Below are 19641 nucleotides of genomic sequence, written 5' to 3'. Positions count from 1 at the left end.
ATCCATGAGAATTCAGCGCAATCCCTTGCGCAACGTCAGCCAAAGCACGCTCGCCGCCACATACCAGCCCAGCGCCAATCCGACCTGCCCCCCGGTTCGCAACGTACCGCCGAACCAGGCAATTGTAATCGCGACAATGCTGAACAGGGCATAGGCAAGCGTCACCACGGTGTGGCTCCTGCCCGTATGTACCCAACGCTGGTAAAAATGTTGCGCATGCGGCTGCCACCAACGTTCGCCGGCCAGCATGCGCGAGAGCAACGTGAAGCCTGCGTCGATGGCGAACGCCGATATCGGTATCAACAGCAACCATGGCGTGACGTCGGTCGCGAGACAGCTCCAGGCGAACAACGCCGCGACCAGATATCCGAGCGCCCCGCTCCCCACGTCGCCGAGAAAGATGCGTGCCCGCGGAAAGTTGAACGGCAGGAAGCCGGCGCAGGCCACGAGCAGCACCAGGCACGCCCAGCGCAGCGGCCCCGGCAGGAACCCTGCGAACCCCAGGGCGACCAGCATCGCCTGGCTGGTCGCCAGGCCGTTGATGCCGTCCATGAAGTTCCAGATGTTGATCAGCGAGATCGTCGCCAGCCAGCTCAGCGCCGCCAGCCACGGGTCGTGGTGCACACGGTAGACAAGTGCCGCCAGCAAGCTGGCCGCCACCGCATGCACCACCAGCCGCAGCGCGGCCGACAGCGGGCGGTGGTCGTCCCACCAGCCGATGCCGGCGACGAGCACCAGCCCGGTCGCGAACATCGCGATCGCCATGCTCTGTTGCGGCCACAGCCACGCCGCGTAGGCGCAGCCCGCCAGCACCGTGGCCACGATCGCCACGCCGCCGCCGCGCGGCGTCGCCACGGTATGGCTGCGGCGCTCGCCGGGAGCGTCCATCAGGTTGCGGTTGAGGGCGTAGCGCCGCGACAGCCACGTCCCGATCGCGCTGAGCGCCGCCAGCGCCGCGAGCAGCGCCCAAGCTGCGGCGGGCACCTACACCACCGCGTAGTTGAGCAGCGGCTTGACCGTGCCCCACTCCTTGCAGCTCGGGCATTGCCAGTGGTGGGTGCGCGCGCCGAAGCCGCAACGCGTGCAGCGGTAGCTGGGATTGCGCACCAGCAACTGGTCGGTGATGTGCTTGAGGTCCTGCAGGGTGGCGGTGGAATCGGCGCCCTCGGCCAGGGTCAGGTCGATCAGGGCCGATTCGCCGCGTACCGACGGCCGATCCTTCAACTGCCGGCCGAGGTAGGCGCGCGCCGCGGACACGCCTTCCTGCGACTCCATCAGCCGGGTCAGCGCCAGCACCGGGGCGATGCCGCGGTAGTGCTCGGTCATTTCCGACAGGAACGCACGCGCGCCGCTGAGGTCGTTGCCGCGGCGATAGCAGTCCATCAGCGCCGGCATGATCTCCGGCAGGTAGTCCGGATCATGCCGCGCGGCGCGCTCGAAGGCGCGGATCGCGGCCTCGTCGTTGCCGCTGTCCACGTCGATGCGCCCTTCCAGGATGCCCGCGCGCACCGAGGTGGCGTCGGCCTGGTAGGCGCGCGCGATCGCGGCACGCGCCAGCTCGGCATTGCCGGACGCACGATAGCGGTCGGCCAGTTCGCATTCGAACTGCGCGATCAGCTTGCCCATCGGCTCGCCGGTCACCTCTTCGTAACGGGTAGCGTTGTCGATCGCCTTTTCCCAGTCGCGTTCGGCCTGGTAGATGCCGATCAGGTGCTTGAGCGCCTGCGGTGCGCGCTGGTCGATCTGCGCCAGTTCGGTGAACACGGTCTCGGCGCGATCCAGCAGGCCCGACTTCATGTAGTCCTCGCCCAGCGCCAGCAAGGCCTGCACGCGCTGCTGGTCGCTCAGGTCGGTGCGCTGCACCAGGCCCTGGTGCAGGCGGATCGCGCGATCGACTTCGCCGCGCCGCCGGAACAGGTGACCGAGCGCGACCTGGGTCTCGAAGGTTTCCTTGTCCAGTTCGGCGATATGCAGGAACAGCTCGATCGCCTTGTCGGGCTGCTCGTTGAGCAGATAGTTCAGGCCGCGAAAGTAGGTGCTGGACAGGCGGCTGACCTGGGTATCGCCATGGCGTTGGCCGCCGCGGCGGCCGATGACCCACCCGCTCAACGCAGCCAGCGGCAGGAACAGGAAGAACCAGAACCACTCGGTCAGGAAGTCCATCGAAGATCAGCGTCCGTCCACGGGCTGGGTGTAGGTCGATGCCGGCGCGGCGGCCGGCGTGTTCGCGGCGACCGCGGCCTTGTTGGCGCGGCGCAGCTTGGCGTACAGGGGAATCACCAGCGTGGCCAGCAGCAGCGACGCGCCGATCAGCACGCCGGCGAACAGCGCCACGATGATGGCGATGCCGGAGGTGGTGGTGATGCCGGTGAAACCGAAATTGATGACGATCTGCTGCGAGTTCAGCGATCCAATGACCAGGCCGGCCAGCAGGAACACCAGCAATATCAGCAGTCGGGCGATTTTCATGGAGGTCTCCAGCGTCGGGAGCGCTAGATTAGCCGAACGGATCGGGATTCCGGAACAAACCCGCCGTCCGCCGCCTCGACTCAGGGCGAATCGGACTCGATCGGAACCACGCCGCTGACGCGTTCGCGCAATTCCTTGCCCGGCTTGAAGTGCGGCACATGCTTGCCGGGAAGCGCGACGGATTCGCCGGTCTTGGGATTGCGTCCCAGGCGCGGCGGCCGGTAATGCAGGGAAAAACTGCCGAAACCGCGAATCTCGATGCGGTCGCCGCCGGACAGCGCGCCGCCCATCATTTCCAATAGCGACTTCACCGCCAGATCGACGTCGTCCGACTTCAGATGCGCCTGCTTGCGCGCCAGGATTTCGATCAATTCGGACTTGGTCATCGCGGATTCGTGCGGTGGGGTCGCAAGCCGCCACGGCCCGGATCGACCGGGCCGTGGCGGACACACTGCGTGGAACGGATTACTCGGACTTGTTGCCGTTCAACTGCGCACGCAGCAGCGCGCCCAGTTGGGTGGTGCCGCCCGACGCGGACTGGTATTCCTCCAGCACTTCGCGCATTTCGGCATCGTCCTTGGCCTTGATCGACAACTGCAGGGTGCGGCCCTTGCGGTCCATGCCCACGAACTTGGCTTCGATCTTGTCGCCGACCTTCAGGTGCTGGGTGGCGTCGTCGACGCGCTCGTTGGCGATGTCGCGCGCGGCGACGTAGCCTTCGATGCCGTCGGCCAGGTCGATGGTGGCGCCCTTGGCGTCCACTTCACGCACCGTGCCCTCGACCTTCGAGCCCTTCGGGTTGGCGGCCATGTACTGGCCGAACGGATCCTGCTCCAGCTGCTTAACGCCCAGGCTGATGCGCTCGCGCTCCGGGTCCACCGCCAGCACCACGGCTTCCAGCGTGTCGCCCTTCTTGAAGTTGCGCACGATGTCTTCGCCGGTGGTGTTCCAGCTGATGTCGGACAGGTGCACCAGGCCGTCGATACCGCCGTCCAGGCCGATGAAGATGCCGAAGTCGGTGATCGACTTGATCTGGCCGGACACCTTGTCGTTCTTCTTGTGGGTGGCGGCGAAGGTCTCCCACGGATTGGCGGCGACCTGCTTCATGCCCAGCGAGATGCGGCGACGCTCTTCGTCCACGTCCAGCACCATCACTTCGACTTCGTCGCCGACCTGCACGACCTTGGACGGGTTGACGTTCTTGTTGGTCCAGTCCATCTCGGACACGTGCACCAGGCCTTCCACGCCCGGCTCGATCTCGACGAACGCGCCGTAATCGGTAACGTTGGAGACCTTGCCGAACACGCGGCTGTTGGCCGGGTAGCGACGCGCGATGTTGTCCCACGGATCCTCGCCCAGCTGCTTCAGGCCGAGGCTGACGCGGTTGCGCTCGCGGTCGAACTTCAGCACGCGCACGTCCAGCTCGTCGCCGACGTTCACGACTTCGGACGGATGGCGCACGCGCTTCCAGGCCATGTCGGTGATGTGCAGCAGGCCGTCGATGCCGCCCAGGTCCACGAACGCGCCGTAGTCGGTCAGGTTCTTGACCACGCCCTTCAGGATCGCGCCTTCCTGCAGCTTGTCCATCAGCTGCTCGCGCTCTTCCGAGTGCTCGCTCTCGACGACAGCGCGGCGCGAGACCACGACGTTGTTGCGCTTGCGGTCCAGCTTGATGAGCTTGAACTCCAGCTCCTTGCCTTCCAGGTAGGCCGGGTCGCGCACCGGGCGCACATCCACCAGCGAACCAGGCAGGAACGCGCGGACATCCTTGATGTCCACGGTGAAACCACCCTTGACCTTGCCGCTGATGCGGCCGGTGATGGTTTCGTTCTTCTCCAACGCTTCTTCCAGCTCGTCCCACACCATGGCGCGCTTGGCCTTCTCGCGCGACAACACGGTTTCGCCGAAGCCGTTCTCGAGCGAGTCGAGGGCGACCTTGACCAGGTCGCCTTCGGCGACGTCGATCTCGCCAGCGTCGTTACGGAACTGTTCGATCGGCACGATGCCTTCGGACTTCAGGCCGGCGTTGATCACCACCACGTCGCCGCGGACTTCCACGACGGTACCGGTGACGATGGAGCCGGGCTTCAGCTTCGCCAGGTTGGCTTGGCTGGCTTCGAACAGTTCGGCAAAAGATTCGGTCATTTGAAATTACTCTAGTGGACACACGGACAGCGGCCTGAGGGAAACGGCGAACTGCCCACCTGTTAGTCGGCCCAAAATCGCGGCCGGGTGTGAAATGGGAAAACCGCAGCGCGGGATTGCGCGGCGGAGCCTGGAACAACGGTGTTGCGGTACGACGGTGAAGCGCCCTGCGATGCAACTCGCCTCCATGGCGTCGGATCGGCGCCATGCTGCCACCCTGCCCCGGCGCGGCCCTCAGACGGGCAGCAACGCCAGCACGCGGCCCACCACCTGGTCGATGTCCATGCCGGTGGTGTCGAGCAGCACGGCATCGTCTGCCGGCTTCAGGGGCGCCACCGAACGCTGGGCATCGCGTGCGTCGCGGGCCATGATCTCGCGCAGCAGGTCGTCGAATATAACGGAAACCCCTTTTCCCTTCAACTGGTTATGCCGGCGCATGGCGCGCTCCTCGGCACTGGCGGTCAGGAACACCTTGTACGGGGCGTCCGGGAAAATCACCGTGCCCATATCCCGCCCGTCGGCGACCAGCCCCGGCGGGCACCGAAACGCGCGCTGGCGCTGCTTCAGCGCCGCCCGCACCTCCGGAATCGCGGCGATCGCCGAGGCCACCGCACCGGTCGTCTCCAGGCGCAATTCGTCGGTGGCGTCGGCCCCGTTGATCCGGACCCGCAGGCCGCCGCCGGCGACTTCCTCGAAATCCACCCGGGTATCGAAGGTGCAGCGCACCAGGGCCGCGGCGTCGGAAATGTCCAGGTTCGCCCAACTGGCGGCCACGCCGACCGCGCGGTACAGCGCCCCGGAATCCAGGTAATGCCAGCCCAACTGGGCCGCCACGATGCGGCTGACAGTGCCCTTGCCGGCCCCGGACGGGCCATCGATGGTCAGGACGGGAGCGGGCTCGTTCATGCGGTTCCTCGGACGTGGGGCGGCGCATTGTAGCCCCGACGCCGGCCGTGCTGGCGCAAGCAGTTGAAACCATGAAGAAAACCAGGCTACAATCGCCGGCTTACTGATCCAGCGACGCGGCTTGCGCCACGCCGCGCCCTTTCGAATCCACAAGTTTACGCCGAGGTGTGCCATGAAAGTCCTGTCCTCCCTGAAGTCGGCGAAGGCCCGTCACCGCGACTGCAAGGTGGTCCGCCGCCGCGGCAAGGTCTTCGTGATCTGCAAGTCGAACCCCCGTTTCAAGGCGCGCCAGCGCTGATCCGACGACGACCCCGCCCCGCGGCACCGCGCCCACGGTGACGGGTCATCGACGAAAGCCGCCTTCGGGCGGTTTTTTGTTGCCGAAGTTTGCTGTAATCGCCGTTCGTCCTCTGGGGAGCACACCGTGATGAAGCACCGTCTGTCCGCCTTGCTGCTGGCCGTCCTGGGCGTTGCCGGCGTCGCCAGCGCCGAGACCCTGCTGGTCGAACGGGTCAAGCAGGAACCCGTGGCGGCGATGCCCGCGCGCGGCCTGAGCATGGGCGAGGTCGAATCGCGCTACGGCGCCCCGCAGCAGAAGCTCGACCCGCGCGGCGGGCAGAAGCGGCAGTGGCCGACGATCCACCGCTGGGTGTACCCGGCCTTCACCGTGTACTTCGAGAAGAACAAGGTGGTGGACGTGGTATCCAACAAGGTCGATGCCGACGAGGTCGGCCCCAAGCCTGCGATCCGGTAGTGCGCGGGTCCCTCGCAAGCGTTTTTATGCGCGCCCCTTCGCAAGAGCCCGCACATCCATGTGCGGGGACTTAAATAACCGCCCGGCTTCGGTCCGGTACGACGTGAGTAGTGGTCTGCAATGAGCGACAGCCTTCGCCTTCCGGCGGAATGGGAACCCCAGTCCGCCATCCTGATCGCCTGGCCGCATGCCGGCACCGACTGGGCCGAGCGCCTGGCCGAGGTCGAGGAGACCTACATCGCGCTGGTTGCGGCGATCGTGCGCTACCAGCGCGTGCTGATCTGCGTGGCCGACGCCGACCTGCAGATCTACGCCGAGGCGCGGTTGCGCTCGGCGCGGGTGGACATGCAGCGCGTGCAGTTCGTCGAGGCCGAGTACGACGACACCTGGCTGCGCGATTCCGGCCCGATCACCCTGGCGCGTGCCGACGGCGGTTTCCAGTTGCTGGACTTCCGCTTCACCGGCTGGGGCGGCAAGTTCCAGGCCAGCCGCGACGATCAGTTGGTGAGCGCGCTGGCCGCGCAGGACCTGTTCGCCGGCAGCAGCGTGCGCAGCATCGATTTCGCGCTGGAAGGCGGCGCGATCGACAGCGACGGCGCCGGCACCCTGCTGACCACCTGGCAATGCCTGCACGAACGCCACCCGCAGCGCTCGCGCGAATCGCTCAGCCACGACCTGGCCGACTGGCTGGCGCAGCGACGCGTGCTGTGGCTGGATCACGGCTACCTGGAAGGCGACGACACCGACGCCCACATCGACACCCTCGCCCGCTTCGCCAGCACCGATGCGATCGTCTACCAGGCCTGCGACGACGAAGGCGATTCGCACTACGCCGAGTTGCAGGCGATGGGCGCCGAACTGGCCGCATTGCGCACCACCGATGGCCGCCCGTATCGCCTGTTTCCGCTGCCGTGGGCGCAGCCGGTGATCGACCAGGGCCGGCGCCTGGCCGCCTCCTACGCCAACTTCCTGATCGTCAACGGCGCGGTGCTGATGCCGGCCTATGGCGATGCGGCCGATGCGCACGCGCAGGCGGTGATGGCGCAGGCGTTCCCGCGGCATGAGATCGTGCCGATCCCCTGCCGCGCGCTGATCTGGCAGAACGGCAGCCTGCACTGCATCACCATGCAGTTGCCCGAGGGCGTGCTGGCCGGCTGAGACGCCGGCGGCGGTGGCGAGGCGCGCCACCGCGCAACGTCGGGCCAAGGCTCGATCGCGTGCGCCATGGCCTCGCTGGACATGCGGCATTTGCCGCGCATCAGGACTGCGCGCGGCACGCCGCCATGCAGGCATCGATCACACACGCACGGGTGTCCGAGCGGCGAGCGCCACCTCGCCCATTCCGCGCGATGCCAAGGCCTGCGCACGCCAGCGCGGCGCATTCATCTGCCGGGAACCTGCCATGCCGCCATCCGCGCTACCATGCGCGTTTTCGCCGAACCTTCTTCCGCAATGAGCCGAAACACTCTTTCCGTCGCGCTGATCCAGGAACGCAACCACGGCGATGCCGAGGCGAACCTGGCGATCATCGAATCGCGGGTGGCCGAGGCCGCGGCGCAGGGCGCGCAGTTGGTGCTGCTGCAGGAACTGCACAACGGCGCGTACTTCTGCCAGCACGAATCGGTGCACGAGTTCGACCTGGCCGAACCGATTCCCGGTCCCAGCACCGAGCGCCTCGGCGCGCTGGCCAAGCGCCACGGCGTGGTGCTGGTGGCCTCGCTGTTCGAGCGCCGTGCCGCCGGCCTGTACCACAACACCGCGGTGGTGTTCGAGAAGGACGGCAGCCTGCTCGGCAAGTACCGTAAGATGCACATCCCCGACGATCCGGGCTTCTACGAGAAGTTCTATTTCACCCCGGGCGATCTCGGCTTCACCCCGATCCAGACCTCGGTCGGCCGCCTCGGCGTCCTGGTGTGCTGGGACCAGTGGTATCCGGAAGCCGCGCGTCTGATGGCGCTGGCCGGGGCCGAACTGCTGCTGTACCCGACCGCGATCGGCTGGGACCCCAGCGACGAACAGGCCGAGCAGGAGCGCCAGCGCGACGCCTGGATCCTCAGCCACCGCGGCCACGCCGTGGCCAACGGCGTGCCGGTGCTGAGCTGCAACCGGGTCGGCCACGAGCCCTCGCCGCTGGCGGCCGATGGGGTGGTGGGCGCCGCCGGCATCCAGTTCTGGGGCAACAGCCACGTGCTCGGCCCGCAGGGCGAATTCATCGCCGAAGCCGGCGCCGAGCCGACCGTGCTGGTCTGCGATGTGGACCTGCAGCGCAGCGAGCACGTGCGGCGGATCTGGCCGTTCCTGCGCGACCGCCGCATCGACGCCTATGGCGATCTGCTGAAGCGCTACATCGATTGAGCCCCCTCTTGGACGACCTGCAGCTGCGTGCCGCCGAGGCCGCCGACATTGCCGCGATCGCCGCGCTGTACGCCGACGAGGTGCGCGGCAGCGTCAATACCTACGAGTACGAAGCGCCGGACCAGGCGGAAATGCTGCGGCGGATGCAGGACATCGTCGCACGCGGTTATCCCTACATGGTCGCGCAGACCGCCGACGGCCGCCTCGCCGGCTATGCCTACGCGAGCGGCTACCGCGCTCGCAGCGGCTACCGCTGGACCGTGGAGGACACGGTCTACGTGGCCCCGGCGCTGCACGGCCGCGGGATCGGATCGGCGCTGCTGCAGGCGCTGATCGCGGACTGCCAGGCGCGCGGCTTCCGGCAGATGGTGGCGGTGATCGGCGACGCGACCAACCAGGCCTCGATCCGCCTGCACGAACGCCACGGCTTCCTCCGGGTCGGCGTCTTCACCGGGCTCGGTCGCAAGCATGGCCGTTGGCTGGACACCCTACAGATGCAACGCCCGCTGGGCTCCGGCGCCGACGAGGCGCCCTCCGATGAGTGATGGAATGAACGAACTTTCCCAGCCCGGCGCCGACGACGCCCTGTTCGCCGGCCAGCCGTACCGCATCGTCGAGCGCGACGGCGTGCGCTACACCTTGCTCGGCACCGCGCACGTCTCGCTGGCCAGCGTCGCCGCGGTGGAACGGGCGATCGACAGCGGCCGCTTCGATGCGGTGGCGGTCGAGCTGGATCCGCAACGGCTGCAGGCGCTGACCGATCCGGACGCACTGACCAAGCTGGACCTGGTGCAGGTGATCCGCAAGGGCCGGGTGGCGCTGTTCGCGGCCAACCTGGCGCTGGCCGCGTACCAGCGGCGCCTGGCCGAGCAACTGGGCATCGAACCCGGCGCCGAACTCAAGCGCGCGGTGCTGCTGGCGCGCGAACGGCAGTTGCCGGTGTACCTGATCGATCGCGAGGTCGGCCTGACCTTCAAGCGCGCCTCCAGCCGGCTCGGCTTCTTCGGCAAGCTCAAGCTGGCCAGCGGCCTGCTCGGCGGCCTGTTCGCCTCCGACGAGGTCGGCGAGGCGGAGATCGAGAAGCTCAAGCAGGGCGACATGCTCGAGGCCAGCTTCGGCGATTTCGCCAGCGAGAGCCCGGCGCTGTACGACACCATCATCGCCGAGCGCGACCGCTACATGGCCACGCGCCTGCGCGAGGAACAGGCGCAGCGCAGCGCGCCGCCACAGACGCCGGGCGTGTCCGCCGACGCTGCCGACCCGCCGCAGGCCGGCGGCATCCGCGAGGTGCTGGCGGTGGTCGGCGCCGGCCATCTGGCCGGCCTGGCCAGACACCTGCAAGGCGACCAGGACGATCCGGCCTCTCTGCGCAAGGCGCTGGAAGACGTGCCGACCAAGAAGAAGATTCCGTGGATCACCCTGACCCTGACCGCGCTGGTGCTCGGCGGCGTCGCCTGGGGCTACTGGCGCGGCGGCTTCGCGCTCGGCACCGACCTGCTGCTGCAGTGGGTGCTGTTCACCGGCGGCCTGGCCGGGCTGGGCTGCCTGCTGGCCGGCGGCCACCCGTTGAGCATCGTCGCCGGCGCCATCGCCGCGCCGTTGAAGCCGTTCCGCCCCGGCGTGCCGGCCGGCGCGTTCAGCGCGCTGGTCGAGGTGCACATGCGCAAGCCGGCCTACGGTGATTTCCTGGCGCTGCGCGACGACGCGCAGAACCTGCGCGGCTGGTACCGCAACCGCGTCTCGCGGGTGGTGCTCACCTTCCTGCTGACCAACCTCGGCAGCATGCTCGGGGTGTGGCTGGCCGGCTTCCGCATCTTCGGCAAGCTGGCCGGCTGAGCCGTCGCGGCGGCAGGGCCATGCGCCTTGCGCGTCGCAGTGCCACCATGTCGTTGAACACTGTGGGAAGGGCTTCAGTCCCGACGCCTGACCGATAAAGGCGTCGGGGCTGAAGCCCCTCCCACATGTTTCCGCGCGAAGGCGGCAAGCGACCAAGGCGCGCCAGCCATTCCGGCGCGCGGCATCGCTGCGCCGCTCAGGACACCAGCGGCGCCGGCACTGCGCGGCCGCCGCGGGCGCGGCGCACCAGCTTCGCCACGCCGCCGCTGAGATCGTCCAGGATCGCGTAGATGGTCGGCAGGAACAGCAGGCTGACCACGGTGGAGAACGCCAGGCCGCCGGCGATCGCGCGCGCCATCGGGTAATAGGCCGGGCCATCGCCGAACAACTGCGTGGTGGTCAGCGAGATCGGCACCATCGCCAGGATCGCCGTGCCCATGGTCATCATGATCGGCCGCAGCCGCTCGCGCGAGCCCTCCACCAGCGCCTCGGTGCGGGTCATGCCGCGCCGGCGCAGGTTGTTGATGTGCTCGATCATCACGATGCCGTTGTTCACCACCACGCCCATCAGCACCAGGATGCCGATGAAGGCCATGATCCCGAAGCTGGTGCCGGTGATCCAGAACAGCCAGAACACGCCGAAGATCGAGAACAGCACGCCGCTCATGATCGCCGCCGGGAACAGCATCGAATCGAACACCGCCGCCATCAGCATGTAGATCATCAGCAGCGCGATCAGCAGGTTGAACATCATCTGCTGGCCGGCCTTGTCCTCGTCCTGGCCGTCGGCGCCGTCGAAGCTGTAGCGGTAGCCGGCCGGGAAACTGACGCCCTTGAGGGTCTCCTCCATCGCCTGCTTGGCTTCCTGCGGGGTGACCTTGGGCCCGAGATTGGCGGTGAGGGTCAGCGTGGTCTGGCGGTTGGTGCGCCCGATCTGGGTCGCCGCCGGCCGCGTCTGCACCTCGACCAGGCTCAGCAGCGGCACGCTGCGCCCGTCCTTGGTGCGCACGTTGAAGCTGTCCAGGTCCTCGGGCTTGGTTTCCTCGGCGCCGGCGAAGCGCACCCATACCGGCACCTCGCTGTCGCCGCGACGGAACTCGCGCAGCGACGCCCCGCGCAGCGCCAGGCCGACGAAGCTGGCGACCTGCTCGGCGTTGAAGCCGAACGCCGCGGCGCGCTCGCGGTCCACGCGCACCGCCAGCTCGGCGCTGCGGTCGCCGGTGTCCACGCGCACGTCGCGCAGTTCCTTGCGCCGCGCCAGCAGCGGTACCACGTCGTCGGCGATCGCGCGCAACGCGTCGGTAGAGTCGCCGACCAATTGCACCTGCACGCTCTGCCCGCCGCCGCCCTGTCCATTGTCGTTGCGGCCGACGCTGTAGTCGACCAGCGCCGAACGCGGCAGTTCCTTGCGGATCTGCTCGCTCAGCGCCGCCAGGTCGGGAACCTGTTTGAGGTCCACGGTCAGCGTGGTGCTGCTGCCTTCCACCTCGCTGAACCACGAATACACCTGGGTGACGTGGTAGCGCTGGCGGCGCGCGTCGATGAAGCGCTCGAGCTTGGCCACTTCCTCCGACAGCTGCTCGCGCGTGTAGGAACCCTTCCACTGATAGCCGATGAAGATCTGCTCGCCGCCATCGCCGCCGAACATGTCCTTCTTGGTCTGCAGCATCGGCACCACGCTGACCGCGCTGATCAGCGCGATCGCCGCGACGCTCCAGCCACGGTGGGCCAGCGACCAGCGCAGTACCCGCGCATAGCGGCGCTGCAGGCGCGGGATCAGGCCGCGTTCGGAGCCGACCAGCGGCGGGGTGCGCATCCGCGCCGACAGCATCGGAATCAGGCTCACCGCCACCAGCCACGACGCCAGCAGCGACACCGAGATGGTGATGGCGATCTGCGACATGAAGATGCTGATGTTGTTGGTCTCGCCGAACAGGTTCGGCAAGAACACGATGCAATGGCACAGGGTGCCGGCTGTCAGCGCAATGGCGACGTTGCGGGTGCCGACGATGGAGGCCAGCTGCGGCTGGTCCGGCATGCGCTCGCGTTCCTGGTAGATGCTCTCCACCACCACCACCGCGTTGTCCACCAGCATGCCCACCGCCAGCAGCAGGCCCATCATGGTCAGGATGTTGAGGGTCACCCCGGCGAAGTACATGAAGCCCAGGGTGATGGTGAAGCAGATCGGGATCGCCAGGGTCACCATCAGCGTGGACGGCCAGTGGCGCAGGAAGAAGAACAGCACCGTCACCGACAGCAGCAGGCCGACCCCGCCGGCCTCGGCCAGTTCCGCCAGCGACGAGGTCACGGCCTTGCCCTGGTTGTCGATGACCTTCACCTGCACGTCGCTCAGCGCCGGCTGGGTGCGGATCTGCTCGACCTCCGCCAGCACCGCGCGCGACACCTCGACCAGGTTGGCGCTGCGTTCCTTGTACACGTCCAGCCCCACCGCCGGGCGCCCGTCCAGGCGCCGTCCGTAGTTCATCCGGGTCGGCTTGAGCCGGACCTCGGCGATATCGCCCAGGCGCAGGCCCTTGTTGTCGATGACCAGGTCGCGCAATTCCTGCAGGTCGCGCAGCTCGCCGACCGGCTGTACCCGCAGGCGCTGGCCGTGGTCGTCGATCTGCCCGGCCGACAGCGAGAAATTGAGCTTGCCCAGGCGTTCGCTGAGATCGTTGAGGCTGAGGTTGTGCGCGCTGAGCCGGTCCGGCGCGATCGCGATCTCGACCTCGTTGGGCGGCGCGCCGGACACTTCCACCTTGGCCACGCCGGGAATGCGCTCCAGGCGCCGCTTGAACTCGCGGTCGAGCATGTCGTAGGCGCCGGTCAGATCCGCCGCGCCGGCCAGCCGCACCTTCAGCACCGGCTCGTCGCTGCTGGACCACTTGAACACGTGGTAGCGCTGCAGGTCGCTGGGCAGGTCGGCGCGGATCGCATCGATACGCTCGCGCGCATCGGACGCGGCGATGGCGATGTCGCGGTCCCAGTCGGAGAACTCGATGAAGATGTTGGCGCCGTCGGCGGTCGCGGTCGAGCGCATGCGCTTGATCCCGGTCATCGTCGCCAGCGCTTCCTCGGTCGGCCGCACCAGGTTGCGCTCGACCTCGTCGGGCGTGGAGCCGGTGTACGGCAGTTGCACGAACAGGAACGGCGCGGAGATGTCCGGCAACGCCTCCAGCGGCAACCGGAACGCGGCGATCAGGCCGACCACCACCAGCGACACGAAACACATGATGGTGGTGATCGGACGGCGGATGCTGAACTCGGCGACGCTCATGCCGGTTCACCCGCGGTGCCGTCGGCACCGTGTCCGGCGCCCTGCAGGCGACGCCGCGCGCGCTGCCCGCGTTCGGCGTAGTAGGCGTCCGCGCGGCGATCCAGGCGGTCGTAGACCACCGGGATCACCACCAGCGTCAGCAGTGTGGACATCAGCAGACCGCCGATCACGGTGATCGCCATCGGCGCGCGCACCTCGGCGCCCTCGCCGCTGGCCACCGCCAGCGGCAGGAAGCCGAACAACGTGCACAACGTGGTCATGATGATCGGGCGCAGGCGCGAGCGCGCGCCCTCGATCAGGGCCGCGCGCTTGGCCACGCCGTCCTCGCGCAACTGGTTGACCTTGTCGATCAGGATGATCGCGTTCTTGGTCACCAACCCGACCAGCAGGATCAGGCCGATGAACACCACCACCGACACCGGCTTGCCGGTCAGCAGCAACGCCAGCACCGCGCCGACCATCGCCAACGGGATGGTGAACAGGATCACGAACGGGTGCAGCAGCGATTCGAACTGCGAGGCCATCACCAGGTACACCAGGAAGATCGCCAGGCCGAACGCGAACAGCAGCGACTTGGCCGACTGCGCCAGTTCCTCGCCCTGCCCGCCGATGTGCATGCCCACGCCGGCGCCGAGCGGTTCGCGCGCGACCATGTCCTGCACCTCGCGCACCGCGCCGCCCAGGTCGATGTCGCGCAGGTTGGCCGAGACGATGGCCACACGGATCTGGTCGGCGCGGTGGATCTCGCTGGGGCCGGTGGTGGCGACCACGTCGGCGACCGCGTCCAGCGTCACCGGCCGGCTGCTGCCCGGATTGACGATCAGCCGGCGGATGCTGTCGACGCTGGCGCGGTCGCTCTGCTGCGCGCGCACCAGCACGTCGATCTTGCGGTCGCGGAAGCTGTAGCGGGTGGCGACGTCGCCGCGCACCTTCTTCACCACCACGTCGGCGATCTGGCGCGTGGTCAGCCCCAGCGCGCCGGCGCGCTCCTGGTCGAAGCGGATCTGGATTTCCGGGAAGCCCTCTTCCACGGTCGACTTGACGTCGGCGTAGTGGCCGTTGCCGCGCAACATCGCCACCAGCTTCTGCCCGGCGTACTGGATCGTCTCCAGGTCCTGCCCGCGCAGTTCGATCTCCAGCGGCGTCGAAAAACTGAACAGCTCCGGGCGGCTGAAGCCGACCTGCACGCCCGGGTGCCGGCGCATCGTCTCGCGCATGCGGTCGCTCTGCTCGGCTTCGAACCGCGCGCTGCCGCCGCCGGTCATGGCGATGGTCAGCTTGCCGATGTTCTCGCCGCTCTCGGTGGGGTTGGCATCCAGCCGCGTGCCGCTGCCGCTGACCCCGTACAGCGCCTGCACGCCGGCATCCTTGGCATGGACTTCCTGCAGCTCGCGCACCAGCGCATCGGTCTGCCGCAGCGGTGTGCCCGCCGGCAGTTTCACCGTCATCTGGAAGCGGTCCTGCGCCAGCTGCGGGATCAGGTCGGCGCCGAGCAGCGGCACCACCGCCAGTGTCGCCGCGAACGCGAGCGCGGCCAGGCCCAGCACCAGCCCCGGCCGCGCCAGCGCGCCGGGCAACACCCGCAGATAGCCGCGTTCGGCGCGCGCATACGGCGCCATCGCCAGGTCGCTGGCCTTGCGCATCACCGGCGCGACCACCGCCACACCCCCGCGCCACAACCGCACCACCAACCAGGCCACGCCGAAGAAGCCGCCGCGCACCGCCGCCGCCGCGCCGCGCCGGCTCCACGCCACCGGCTTCAGCCAGCCGCGCCGCGGCTGCCACGGCGCCGGTTCCGGCTCGGCCGGGAACGCCAGCGGCGGCCGTCCCTTCAGCGAACTCAGCATCGGGATCAGGGTCATCGATACCACCAGCGAGATCGCGATGGCGATCGCCACGGTCAGCGCCTGGTCGCGGAACAGCTGCCCGGCCACGCCCTCGACGAACACCAGCGGCAGGAACACCGCGATCGTGGTCAGGGTCGAGGCGACCACCGCCATGCTGACCTCGCGGGTGCCGGCGATCGCCGCATCGAGGATGCCCAGGCCGCGTTCGCGCGCCTTGGCGATGCTCTCCAGCACCACGATCGAGTCGTCCACCACCAGGCCGGTGGCCAGCGCCAGCCCGCCCAGCGACATCACGTTCAAGCTAAGGCCCAACTGGCCCATGAAGAAGAACGTGGCCACGATCGACACCGGCAGCGACAGGCTGATCACGAACGTGCTCCAGCCGTCGCGCAGGAACAGGAAGATGATCAGGATCGCCAGCAGGCCGCCGATCACCGCATCCTTCTTGACGTCGCCGATGGCGTGCTCGATGAAGCGCGACTGGTCCTCCAGCGTGGTCAGCTCCACGTCCGGCGGAATCTGCGCCTGCAGCTGTTCCAGGCGTTTGCGCAGCGCCGCCGCGGTGGACACGGTGTTGGCGTCGCCTTCCTTGTAGATCGCCAGTTCCACCGCCTCCTTGCCGCCCAGGCGGATGATCGCCTCGCGCTCCTTGTAGCCCTGGCGCACGTCGGCGACGTCCTTCAGGCGCACCGGCATGCCGCCGGCGATGGTCGTGTTGGAACTGGACGTGGCGCTCTGCGCCGCCGAAGCCGCGGCCAGCGCCGCTTCCGAGCCGGTCGAGGCGGCGATCGCGTACATCTGCTGCATCGCCGCGTCGGCGGCATTGCTGCCGGCGCCCTGGGTGGTCAGCAACAGATTGCGGATCTCCTCCAGGTTGGCGAACTGGTTGACCGTGCGCACCAGGTAGCGCTGCGAGCCCTGTTCCAGGCGCCCGCCGGAGATGTTGATGTTCTCCTCCTTGAGCCGGGTGATGACGGTCTCGATGGGCAGGTTCAACTGCGCCAGCCGCTGCTGGTCGATATCGACCTGGATCTCGTCCTCCAGGCCGCCGCCGACCTTGACCGCGGCCACGCCGGCCACCGGCTCCAGCTTTTTCTTCAGGTCCTCGTCGGCGTAACGGCGCAGTTGGGTCAGCGCGCGCACCGCGTCGGCGTCGGTGGCCGGCATCGCCTTGCTCGCCAGCACCAGGCGCATGATCGGCTCGGTGGAGGGATTGAAGCGCAGCAGCACCGGCGCCTTGGCCTCCAGCGGCAGCTCCAGCGCCTCCATCTTGTCGCGTACCTCCAGGCTGGCCTGGTCCATGTTGGTGCCCCAGGCGAACTCCAGCACCACGTCGCTCTGCCCGGTGCGCGACACCGACTTGAGCTTGCGCAGGTTCTTGACCACGCCGACCGCTTCCTCGACCGGCTGGGTCACCAGCGTCTCGATCTCCGACGGCGCCGCGCCCGCATACTCGGTGCGTACGGTCAGGGTCGGATAGCTCAGGTCGGGCAACAGGTTGACCTTGAGGCTGTTGAGCGCGATCACGCCGAACAGCAGCAGGGTCACCGTGGCCATGGCGATGGTGACGCGGCGGCGGGTGGCGAATTCGACCAGCCCGCCGCCGTGCACGCCCGGCGGGGCGTGGTCGTGCGGATCGCTGCCGTGATCGGAACCGGCGCTGCTCATCAGCGCGCTCCGACCGCGGCGCCGCCGCCCGCGCCGGCGCTGGCGGCGGCGCGCTGCGGCGCGATCACCTGCACGCTGCTGCCGTCGCGCAACGCGACCTTGCCGGCGGTCACCACCTGGTCGCCAGGCTGCAGGCCGGCGCGGATCTCCACCCACGGGCCTTCGGCGTAACCCAGCGTCACCGGCACCCGCTTCGCCTTGCCGGCGACCACCTTGAACACGGCCGGATCGCCGTCGTCGAGCAGCGCCGCGCGCGGCACCACCAAGGCGTCGGCGCGCTGGTCGTAGTCGATGCGGATGCGCCCGAACATGCCCGGCTGCAACGCCTCGGCGCCTTCCTCGAAGGCGCACACCACGCGGAACGTGCCGCTGCCCGAATCCACCACCGGCGCGATGCGGTCGACCTTGCCCTGGTACTGCTTGCCCGGCAGCGCGTCGGCCAGCAGCGTCACCGGTTGCCCGGCCTTGAGCGTGGCCAGCTCGCGTTCGGGCACGTTGAGTGTGGCCTCCAGGCGCGAGTCGTCGACGATGCGGAAGATCGGCGTATTGATCTGCACGAAGTTGCCGGTCTTGATCGAACGCGACGCGATTACTCCGGAGATCGGCGCCACCACCGTGGCGTAGGACAGTTCCAGCGACGCCAATTGGTGCTGCGCGCGCACGTTGGCCAGGTCGTACTTGATCTGGTCGACGTCGGCGGCGCTGACCAGTTGCTGGCCGACCAGCTGCTGCGAGCGCCGGTAGTTGTTCTCCAGCTTGCGCAGCTGCGCCTCGCTCTGCGCCACCGCCAGCCGCGCCCGGTCCGGGTCCAGCCGCACCAGCGGCTGTCCGGCGCGGACCTGCTGGCCTTCCTCGGCCAGCACCGCCAGGGCCACGCCCGAGGTCTTGGCCACCACCTGCGATTCGGCGCGCGCTTCCAGCGCCGCGGTACCGCTGTAGCTGGCCGCCACCGCGCGCCGGGTCGCCTGGACCACCTCCACCGGAACCGCGTCCGGCGCCTTATCGCCCTCCTTCTGTTGCGCCTGCGCGTCGGTCGCCGGCTTGCAGCCGCCGAGCAGCAGTGTGGAAGTGAGCATCAGCGCGGCGGCGCAGCTGGCGGTGCGGCGCATGGAAGATCGCGTCATCGTCGAGTCCCTGGTGGATGGCGTGAATGGTGTTGTAGCTCAGTAGATCACCAAATGACGGGGAGGTGAATGCGCCAAAGGTCATGGTGCCCCCGCCGCGCGGCACGCTCCGGCCGGGGCCTGTTTCGGAGCCGCGAAAGGCCAGGCTATACTCGGGCTGTTCCGTGTTCCCCCACGCCGGAACCCCAGTCCCGTCCTCGGACCACGAAACCATGCGCACGCAGCCGCTAGCCGCTTGTTTTGCCCTGGCCGTACTCGTCGCTCTCGGGGTTGCCCCGGCAGCGGCGCAGACCGCGCCGGCGCCCGCCGCTCCAGCTCCAGCTTCCGCCCCGGCCGCCGCTCCGGCAGCGCCCGCTCCCGCCGTCGGCAATGCCGCCAACGGCAAGCTGCTGACCTACACCTGTCAGGGCTGTCACGGCGTGACCGGCTACAAGAACGCCTATCCGAGTTACCGCATTCCCAAGATCGGCGGCCAGTCGGCGCAATACCTGACCCAGGCGCTGACCGAATATCGGCTCGGCAAGCGCAAGCACCCGACCATGCAGGCCCAGGCGGAAAGCTTCTCCGACCAGGATATCGCCGACATCGCCGCTTTCCTGACCACCCTCAAGTAGCCTTCCCATGCCGAAAGCCGAGCACGCCCTGCGTCCCGCCATCGTCCTGCTTGCTGCCCTGTGGTTGGGGGCCTGTTCGCAATCGCAGGTGGAATCCACCAGCCAGTCCGCCGGCGACCCCGGCCACGCCAGCGGCGAGCACGGCTCCAGCTCGTCCGCCGGCCTGCCCCCCGGGCGCATCGAGGCAGGCGACAAGCTCGCCCACGCCAAGGGCAAGGCCACCGGGCAGAGCTGCATCGACTGCCACGGCGCCGACGGCAACGCGCCGATCGACCCGACCTACCCCAAGCTTGGCGGCCAGTACGGCGACTACATCGCGCATGCGCTGCAGGCCTACCGCGCCGGCGATCGCCAACATCCGCTGATGGCCCCGCAGGCGGCGCCGCTCAGCGACCAGGACATCGCCGACCTGGCCGCCTACTTCGGTTCGCGGAGCACGCAACTGCGCGACATGCACGGCCTGAACTGAACCCGGCGCCGGCGTCCCGCGCCGGCGCGGCTCAGCCACCAGCATGCGGCGCCCTGCCGAGCGGAGCATTCCCGCGGTCGACGGCCGAAACAGACAGCGCCTTTGCGCGACGGCCATGGCCGCTCGCAGACCGCGCCACTCGCCCGGCTGCTGTGCCGTGTCTCGCACACCGGCGAT

General features: G+C 68.5%; 17 protein-coding genes. 8 read left to right on the top strand and 9 right to left on the bottom strand.

Annotated features, from left to right (window positions below):
* Positions 1 to 12: 12 nt before the first annotated feature.
* The 6 genes from AB3X07_RS10055 to cmk form a co-directional block, all read right to left on the bottom strand.
* Positions 13 to 984 carry an MraY family glycosyltransferase gene (locus AB3X07_RS10055; protein ID WP_369944363.1) on the bottom strand — a complete coding sequence of 324 codons (972 nt, stop codon included), beginning with the start codon at positions 982 to 984 and terminating at the stop codon, positions 13 to 15.
* Positions 985 to 2163 carry a lipopolysaccharide assembly protein LapB gene (gene lapB, locus AB3X07_RS10050; RefSeq protein ID WP_369944362.1) on the bottom strand — a complete coding sequence of 393 codons (1179 nt, stop codon included), beginning with the start codon at positions 2161 to 2163 and terminating at the stop codon, positions 985 to 987.
* Positions 2164 to 2169: 6 nt separating this feature from the next.
* Positions 2170 to 2469 carry a LapA family protein gene (locus AB3X07_RS10045; RefSeq protein ID WP_369944361.1) on the bottom strand — a complete coding sequence of 100 codons (300 nt, stop codon included), beginning with the start codon at positions 2467 to 2469 and terminating at the stop codon, positions 2170 to 2172.
* Positions 2470 to 2549: 80 nt separating this feature from the next.
* Complete coding sequence (locus AB3X07_RS10040) at positions 2550 to 2855, bottom strand: integration host factor subunit beta (protein WP_369944360.1); 306 nt, start codon at positions 2853 to 2855, stop codon at positions 2550 to 2552.
* A gap of 79 nt (positions 2856 to 2934) precedes the next feature.
* Entirely contained in the window at positions 2935 to 4614 is a 1680-nt protein-coding gene (gene rpsA / locus AB3X07_RS10035; RefSeq protein WP_369944359.1) for a 30S ribosomal protein S1, read from the bottom strand.
* Between the two features lie 234 nt (positions 4615 to 4848).
* Positions 4849 to 5520, bottom strand: a complete 672-nt coding sequence (gene cmk, locus AB3X07_RS10030) for a (d)CMP kinase (RefSeq protein WP_369944708.1) — start codon at positions 5518 to 5520, stop codon at positions 4849 to 4851.
* A 172-nt stretch (positions 5521 to 5692) separates the two neighbouring features.
* Between cmk and ykgO the strand changes: the two genes are divergently transcribed.
* From ykgO to AB3X07_RS10000, 6 genes are all read left to right on the top strand, one after another.
* Positions 5693 to 5818, top strand: coding sequence for a type B 50S ribosomal protein L36 (gene ykgO, locus AB3X07_RS10025; RefSeq protein ID WP_010342887.1), 126 nt, complete (start codon positions 5693 to 5695; stop codon positions 5816 to 5818).
* A 129-nt stretch (positions 5819 to 5947) separates the two neighbouring features.
* On the top strand, positions 5948 to 6274 hold the full coding sequence (locus AB3X07_RS10020) for a hypothetical protein (RefSeq protein ID WP_369944358.1): 327 nt from the start codon (positions 5948 to 5950) through the stop codon (positions 6272 to 6274).
* Between the two features lie 120 nt (positions 6275 to 6394).
* A complete protein-coding gene (locus tag AB3X07_RS10015) occupies positions 6395 to 7432 on the top strand; it encodes an agmatine deiminase family protein (RefSeq protein ID WP_369944357.1) in 1038 nt (345 codons plus the stop codon).
* Between the two features lie 294 nt (positions 7433 to 7726).
* Positions 7727 to 8629 (top strand): carbon-nitrogen hydrolase, encoded by a 903-nt coding sequence (locus tag AB3X07_RS10010; RefSeq protein ID WP_369944356.1) that lies wholly within the window; start codon positions 7727 to 7729, stop codon positions 8627 to 8629.
* Complete coding sequence (locus tag AB3X07_RS10005; RefSeq protein WP_369944355.1) at positions 8626 to 9174, top strand: GNAT family N-acetyltransferase; 549 nt, start codon at positions 8626 to 8628, stop codon at positions 9172 to 9174. Before AB3X07_RS10010 ends, AB3X07_RS10005 begins: the two co-directional genes overlap by 4 nt.
* On the top strand, positions 9167 to 10465 hold the full coding sequence (locus AB3X07_RS10000) for a TraB/GumN family protein (protein WP_369944354.1): 1299 nt from the start codon (positions 9167 to 9169) through the stop codon (positions 10463 to 10465). The genes AB3X07_RS10005 and AB3X07_RS10000 overlap by 8 nt, the downstream gene beginning before the upstream one ends.
* A gap of 196 nt (positions 10466 to 10661) precedes the next feature.
* Here the strand turns inward: AB3X07_RS10000 and AB3X07_RS09995 are convergent, their stop codons facing one another.
* The 3 genes from AB3X07_RS09995 to AB3X07_RS09985 are packed head-to-tail and all read right to left on the bottom strand — an operon-like array spanning position 10662 to position 18381.
* Complete coding sequence (locus AB3X07_RS09995) at positions 10662 to 13742, bottom strand: efflux RND transporter permease subunit (RefSeq protein WP_369944353.1); 3081 nt, start codon at positions 13740 to 13742, stop codon at positions 10662 to 10664.
* Complete coding sequence (locus AB3X07_RS09990; protein ID WP_369944352.1) at positions 13739 to 17257, bottom strand: efflux RND transporter permease subunit; 3519 nt, start codon at positions 17255 to 17257, stop codon at positions 13739 to 13741. The genes AB3X07_RS09995 and AB3X07_RS09990 overlap by 4 nt, the downstream gene beginning before the upstream one ends.
* Positions 17257 to 18381: an efflux RND transporter periplasmic adaptor subunit gene (locus tag AB3X07_RS09985; RefSeq protein WP_369944351.1), complete on the bottom strand. Its 1125-nt coding sequence runs from the start codon at positions 18379 to 18381 to the stop codon at positions 17257 to 17259. Before AB3X07_RS09985 ends, AB3X07_RS09990 begins: the two co-directional genes overlap by 1 nt.
* Positions 18382 to 18593: 212 nt before the next feature.
* Here AB3X07_RS09985 and AB3X07_RS09980 point away from each other — a divergent pair, with 212 nt between their 5' ends.
* Both AB3X07_RS09980 and AB3X07_RS09975 read left to right on the top strand, forming a co-directional pair.
* Positions 18594 to 18995 carry a c-type cytochrome gene (locus AB3X07_RS09980; RefSeq protein ID WP_369944350.1) on the top strand — a complete coding sequence of 134 codons (402 nt, stop codon included), beginning with the start codon at positions 18594 to 18596 and terminating at the stop codon, positions 18993 to 18995.
* A gap of 7 nt (positions 18996 to 19002) precedes the next feature.
* The gene (locus AB3X07_RS09975) at positions 19003 to 19464 is read left to right on the top strand and encodes a c-type cytochrome (RefSeq protein WP_369944349.1); all 462 of its coding nucleotides are present in this window, start codon (positions 19003 to 19005) and stop codon (positions 19462 to 19464) included.
* Positions 19465 to 19641: the final 177 nt, after the last annotated feature.

Source organism: Xanthomonas sp. DAR 35659 (genome assembly GCF_041242975.1).
Lineage (GTDB): Bacteria > Pseudomonadota > Gammaproteobacteria > Xanthomonadales > Xanthomonadaceae > Xanthomonas_A > Xanthomonas_A medicagonis.
Note: the sequence above shows the minus strand (reverse complement) of the source record. Positions and strands in the feature narration are given on the sequence as shown.

Coding starts and splice junctions, on each gene's coding strand:
- lapB (WP_369944362.1), bottom strand. CDS start 2,163: ATGGACTTCCTGACCGAGTGGTTCTGGTTCTTCCTGTTCCTGCCGCTG.
- AB3X07_RS10045 (WP_369944361.1), bottom strand. CDS start 2,469: ATGAAAATCGCCCGACTGCTGATATTGCTGGTGTTCCTGCTGGCCGGC.
- AB3X07_RS10040 (WP_369944360.1), bottom strand. CDS start 2,855: ATGACCAAGTCCGAATTGATCGAAATCCTGGCGCGCAAGCAGGCGCAT.
- rpsA (WP_369944359.1), bottom strand. CDS start 4,614: ATGACCGAATCTTTTGCCGAACTGTTCGAAGCCAGCCAAGCCAACCTG.
- cmk (WP_369944708.1), bottom strand. CDS start 5,520: ATGAACGAGCCCGCTCCCGTCCTGACCATCGATGGCCCGTCCGGGGCC.
- ykgO (WP_010342887.1), top strand. CDS start 5,693: ATGAAAGTCCTGTCCTCCCTGAAGTCGGCGAAGGCCCGTCACCGCGAC.
- AB3X07_RS10020 (WP_369944358.1), top strand. CDS start 5,948: ATGAAGCACCGTCTGTCCGCCTTGCTGCTGGCCGTCCTGGGCGTTGCC.
- AB3X07_RS10015 (WP_369944357.1), top strand. CDS start 6,395: ATGAGCGACAGCCTTCGCCTTCCGGCGGAATGGGAACCCCAGTCCGCC.
- AB3X07_RS10010 (WP_369944356.1), top strand. CDS start 7,727: ATGAGCCGAAACACTCTTTCCGTCGCGCTGATCCAGGAACGCAACCAC.
- AB3X07_RS10000 (WP_369944354.1), top strand. CDS start 9,167: ATGAGTGATGGAATGAACGAACTTTCCCAGCCCGGCGCCGACGACGCC.
- AB3X07_RS09995 (WP_369944353.1), bottom strand. CDS start 13,742: ATGAGCGTCGCCGAGTTCAGCATCCGCCGTCCGATCACCACCATCATG.
- AB3X07_RS09990 (WP_369944352.1), bottom strand. CDS start 17,257: ATGAGCAGCGCCGGTTCCGATCACGGCAGCGATCCGCACGACCACGCC.
- AB3X07_RS09985 (WP_369944351.1), bottom strand. CDS start 18,381: ATGACGCGATCTTCCATGCGCCGCACCGCCAGCTGCGCCGCCGCGCTG.
- AB3X07_RS09980 (WP_369944350.1), top strand. CDS start 18,594: ATGCGCACGCAGCCGCTAGCCGCTTGTTTTGCCCTGGCCGTACTCGTC.
- AB3X07_RS09975 (WP_369944349.1), top strand. CDS start 19,003: ATGCCGAAAGCCGAGCACGCCCTGCGTCCCGCCATCGTCCTGCTTGCT.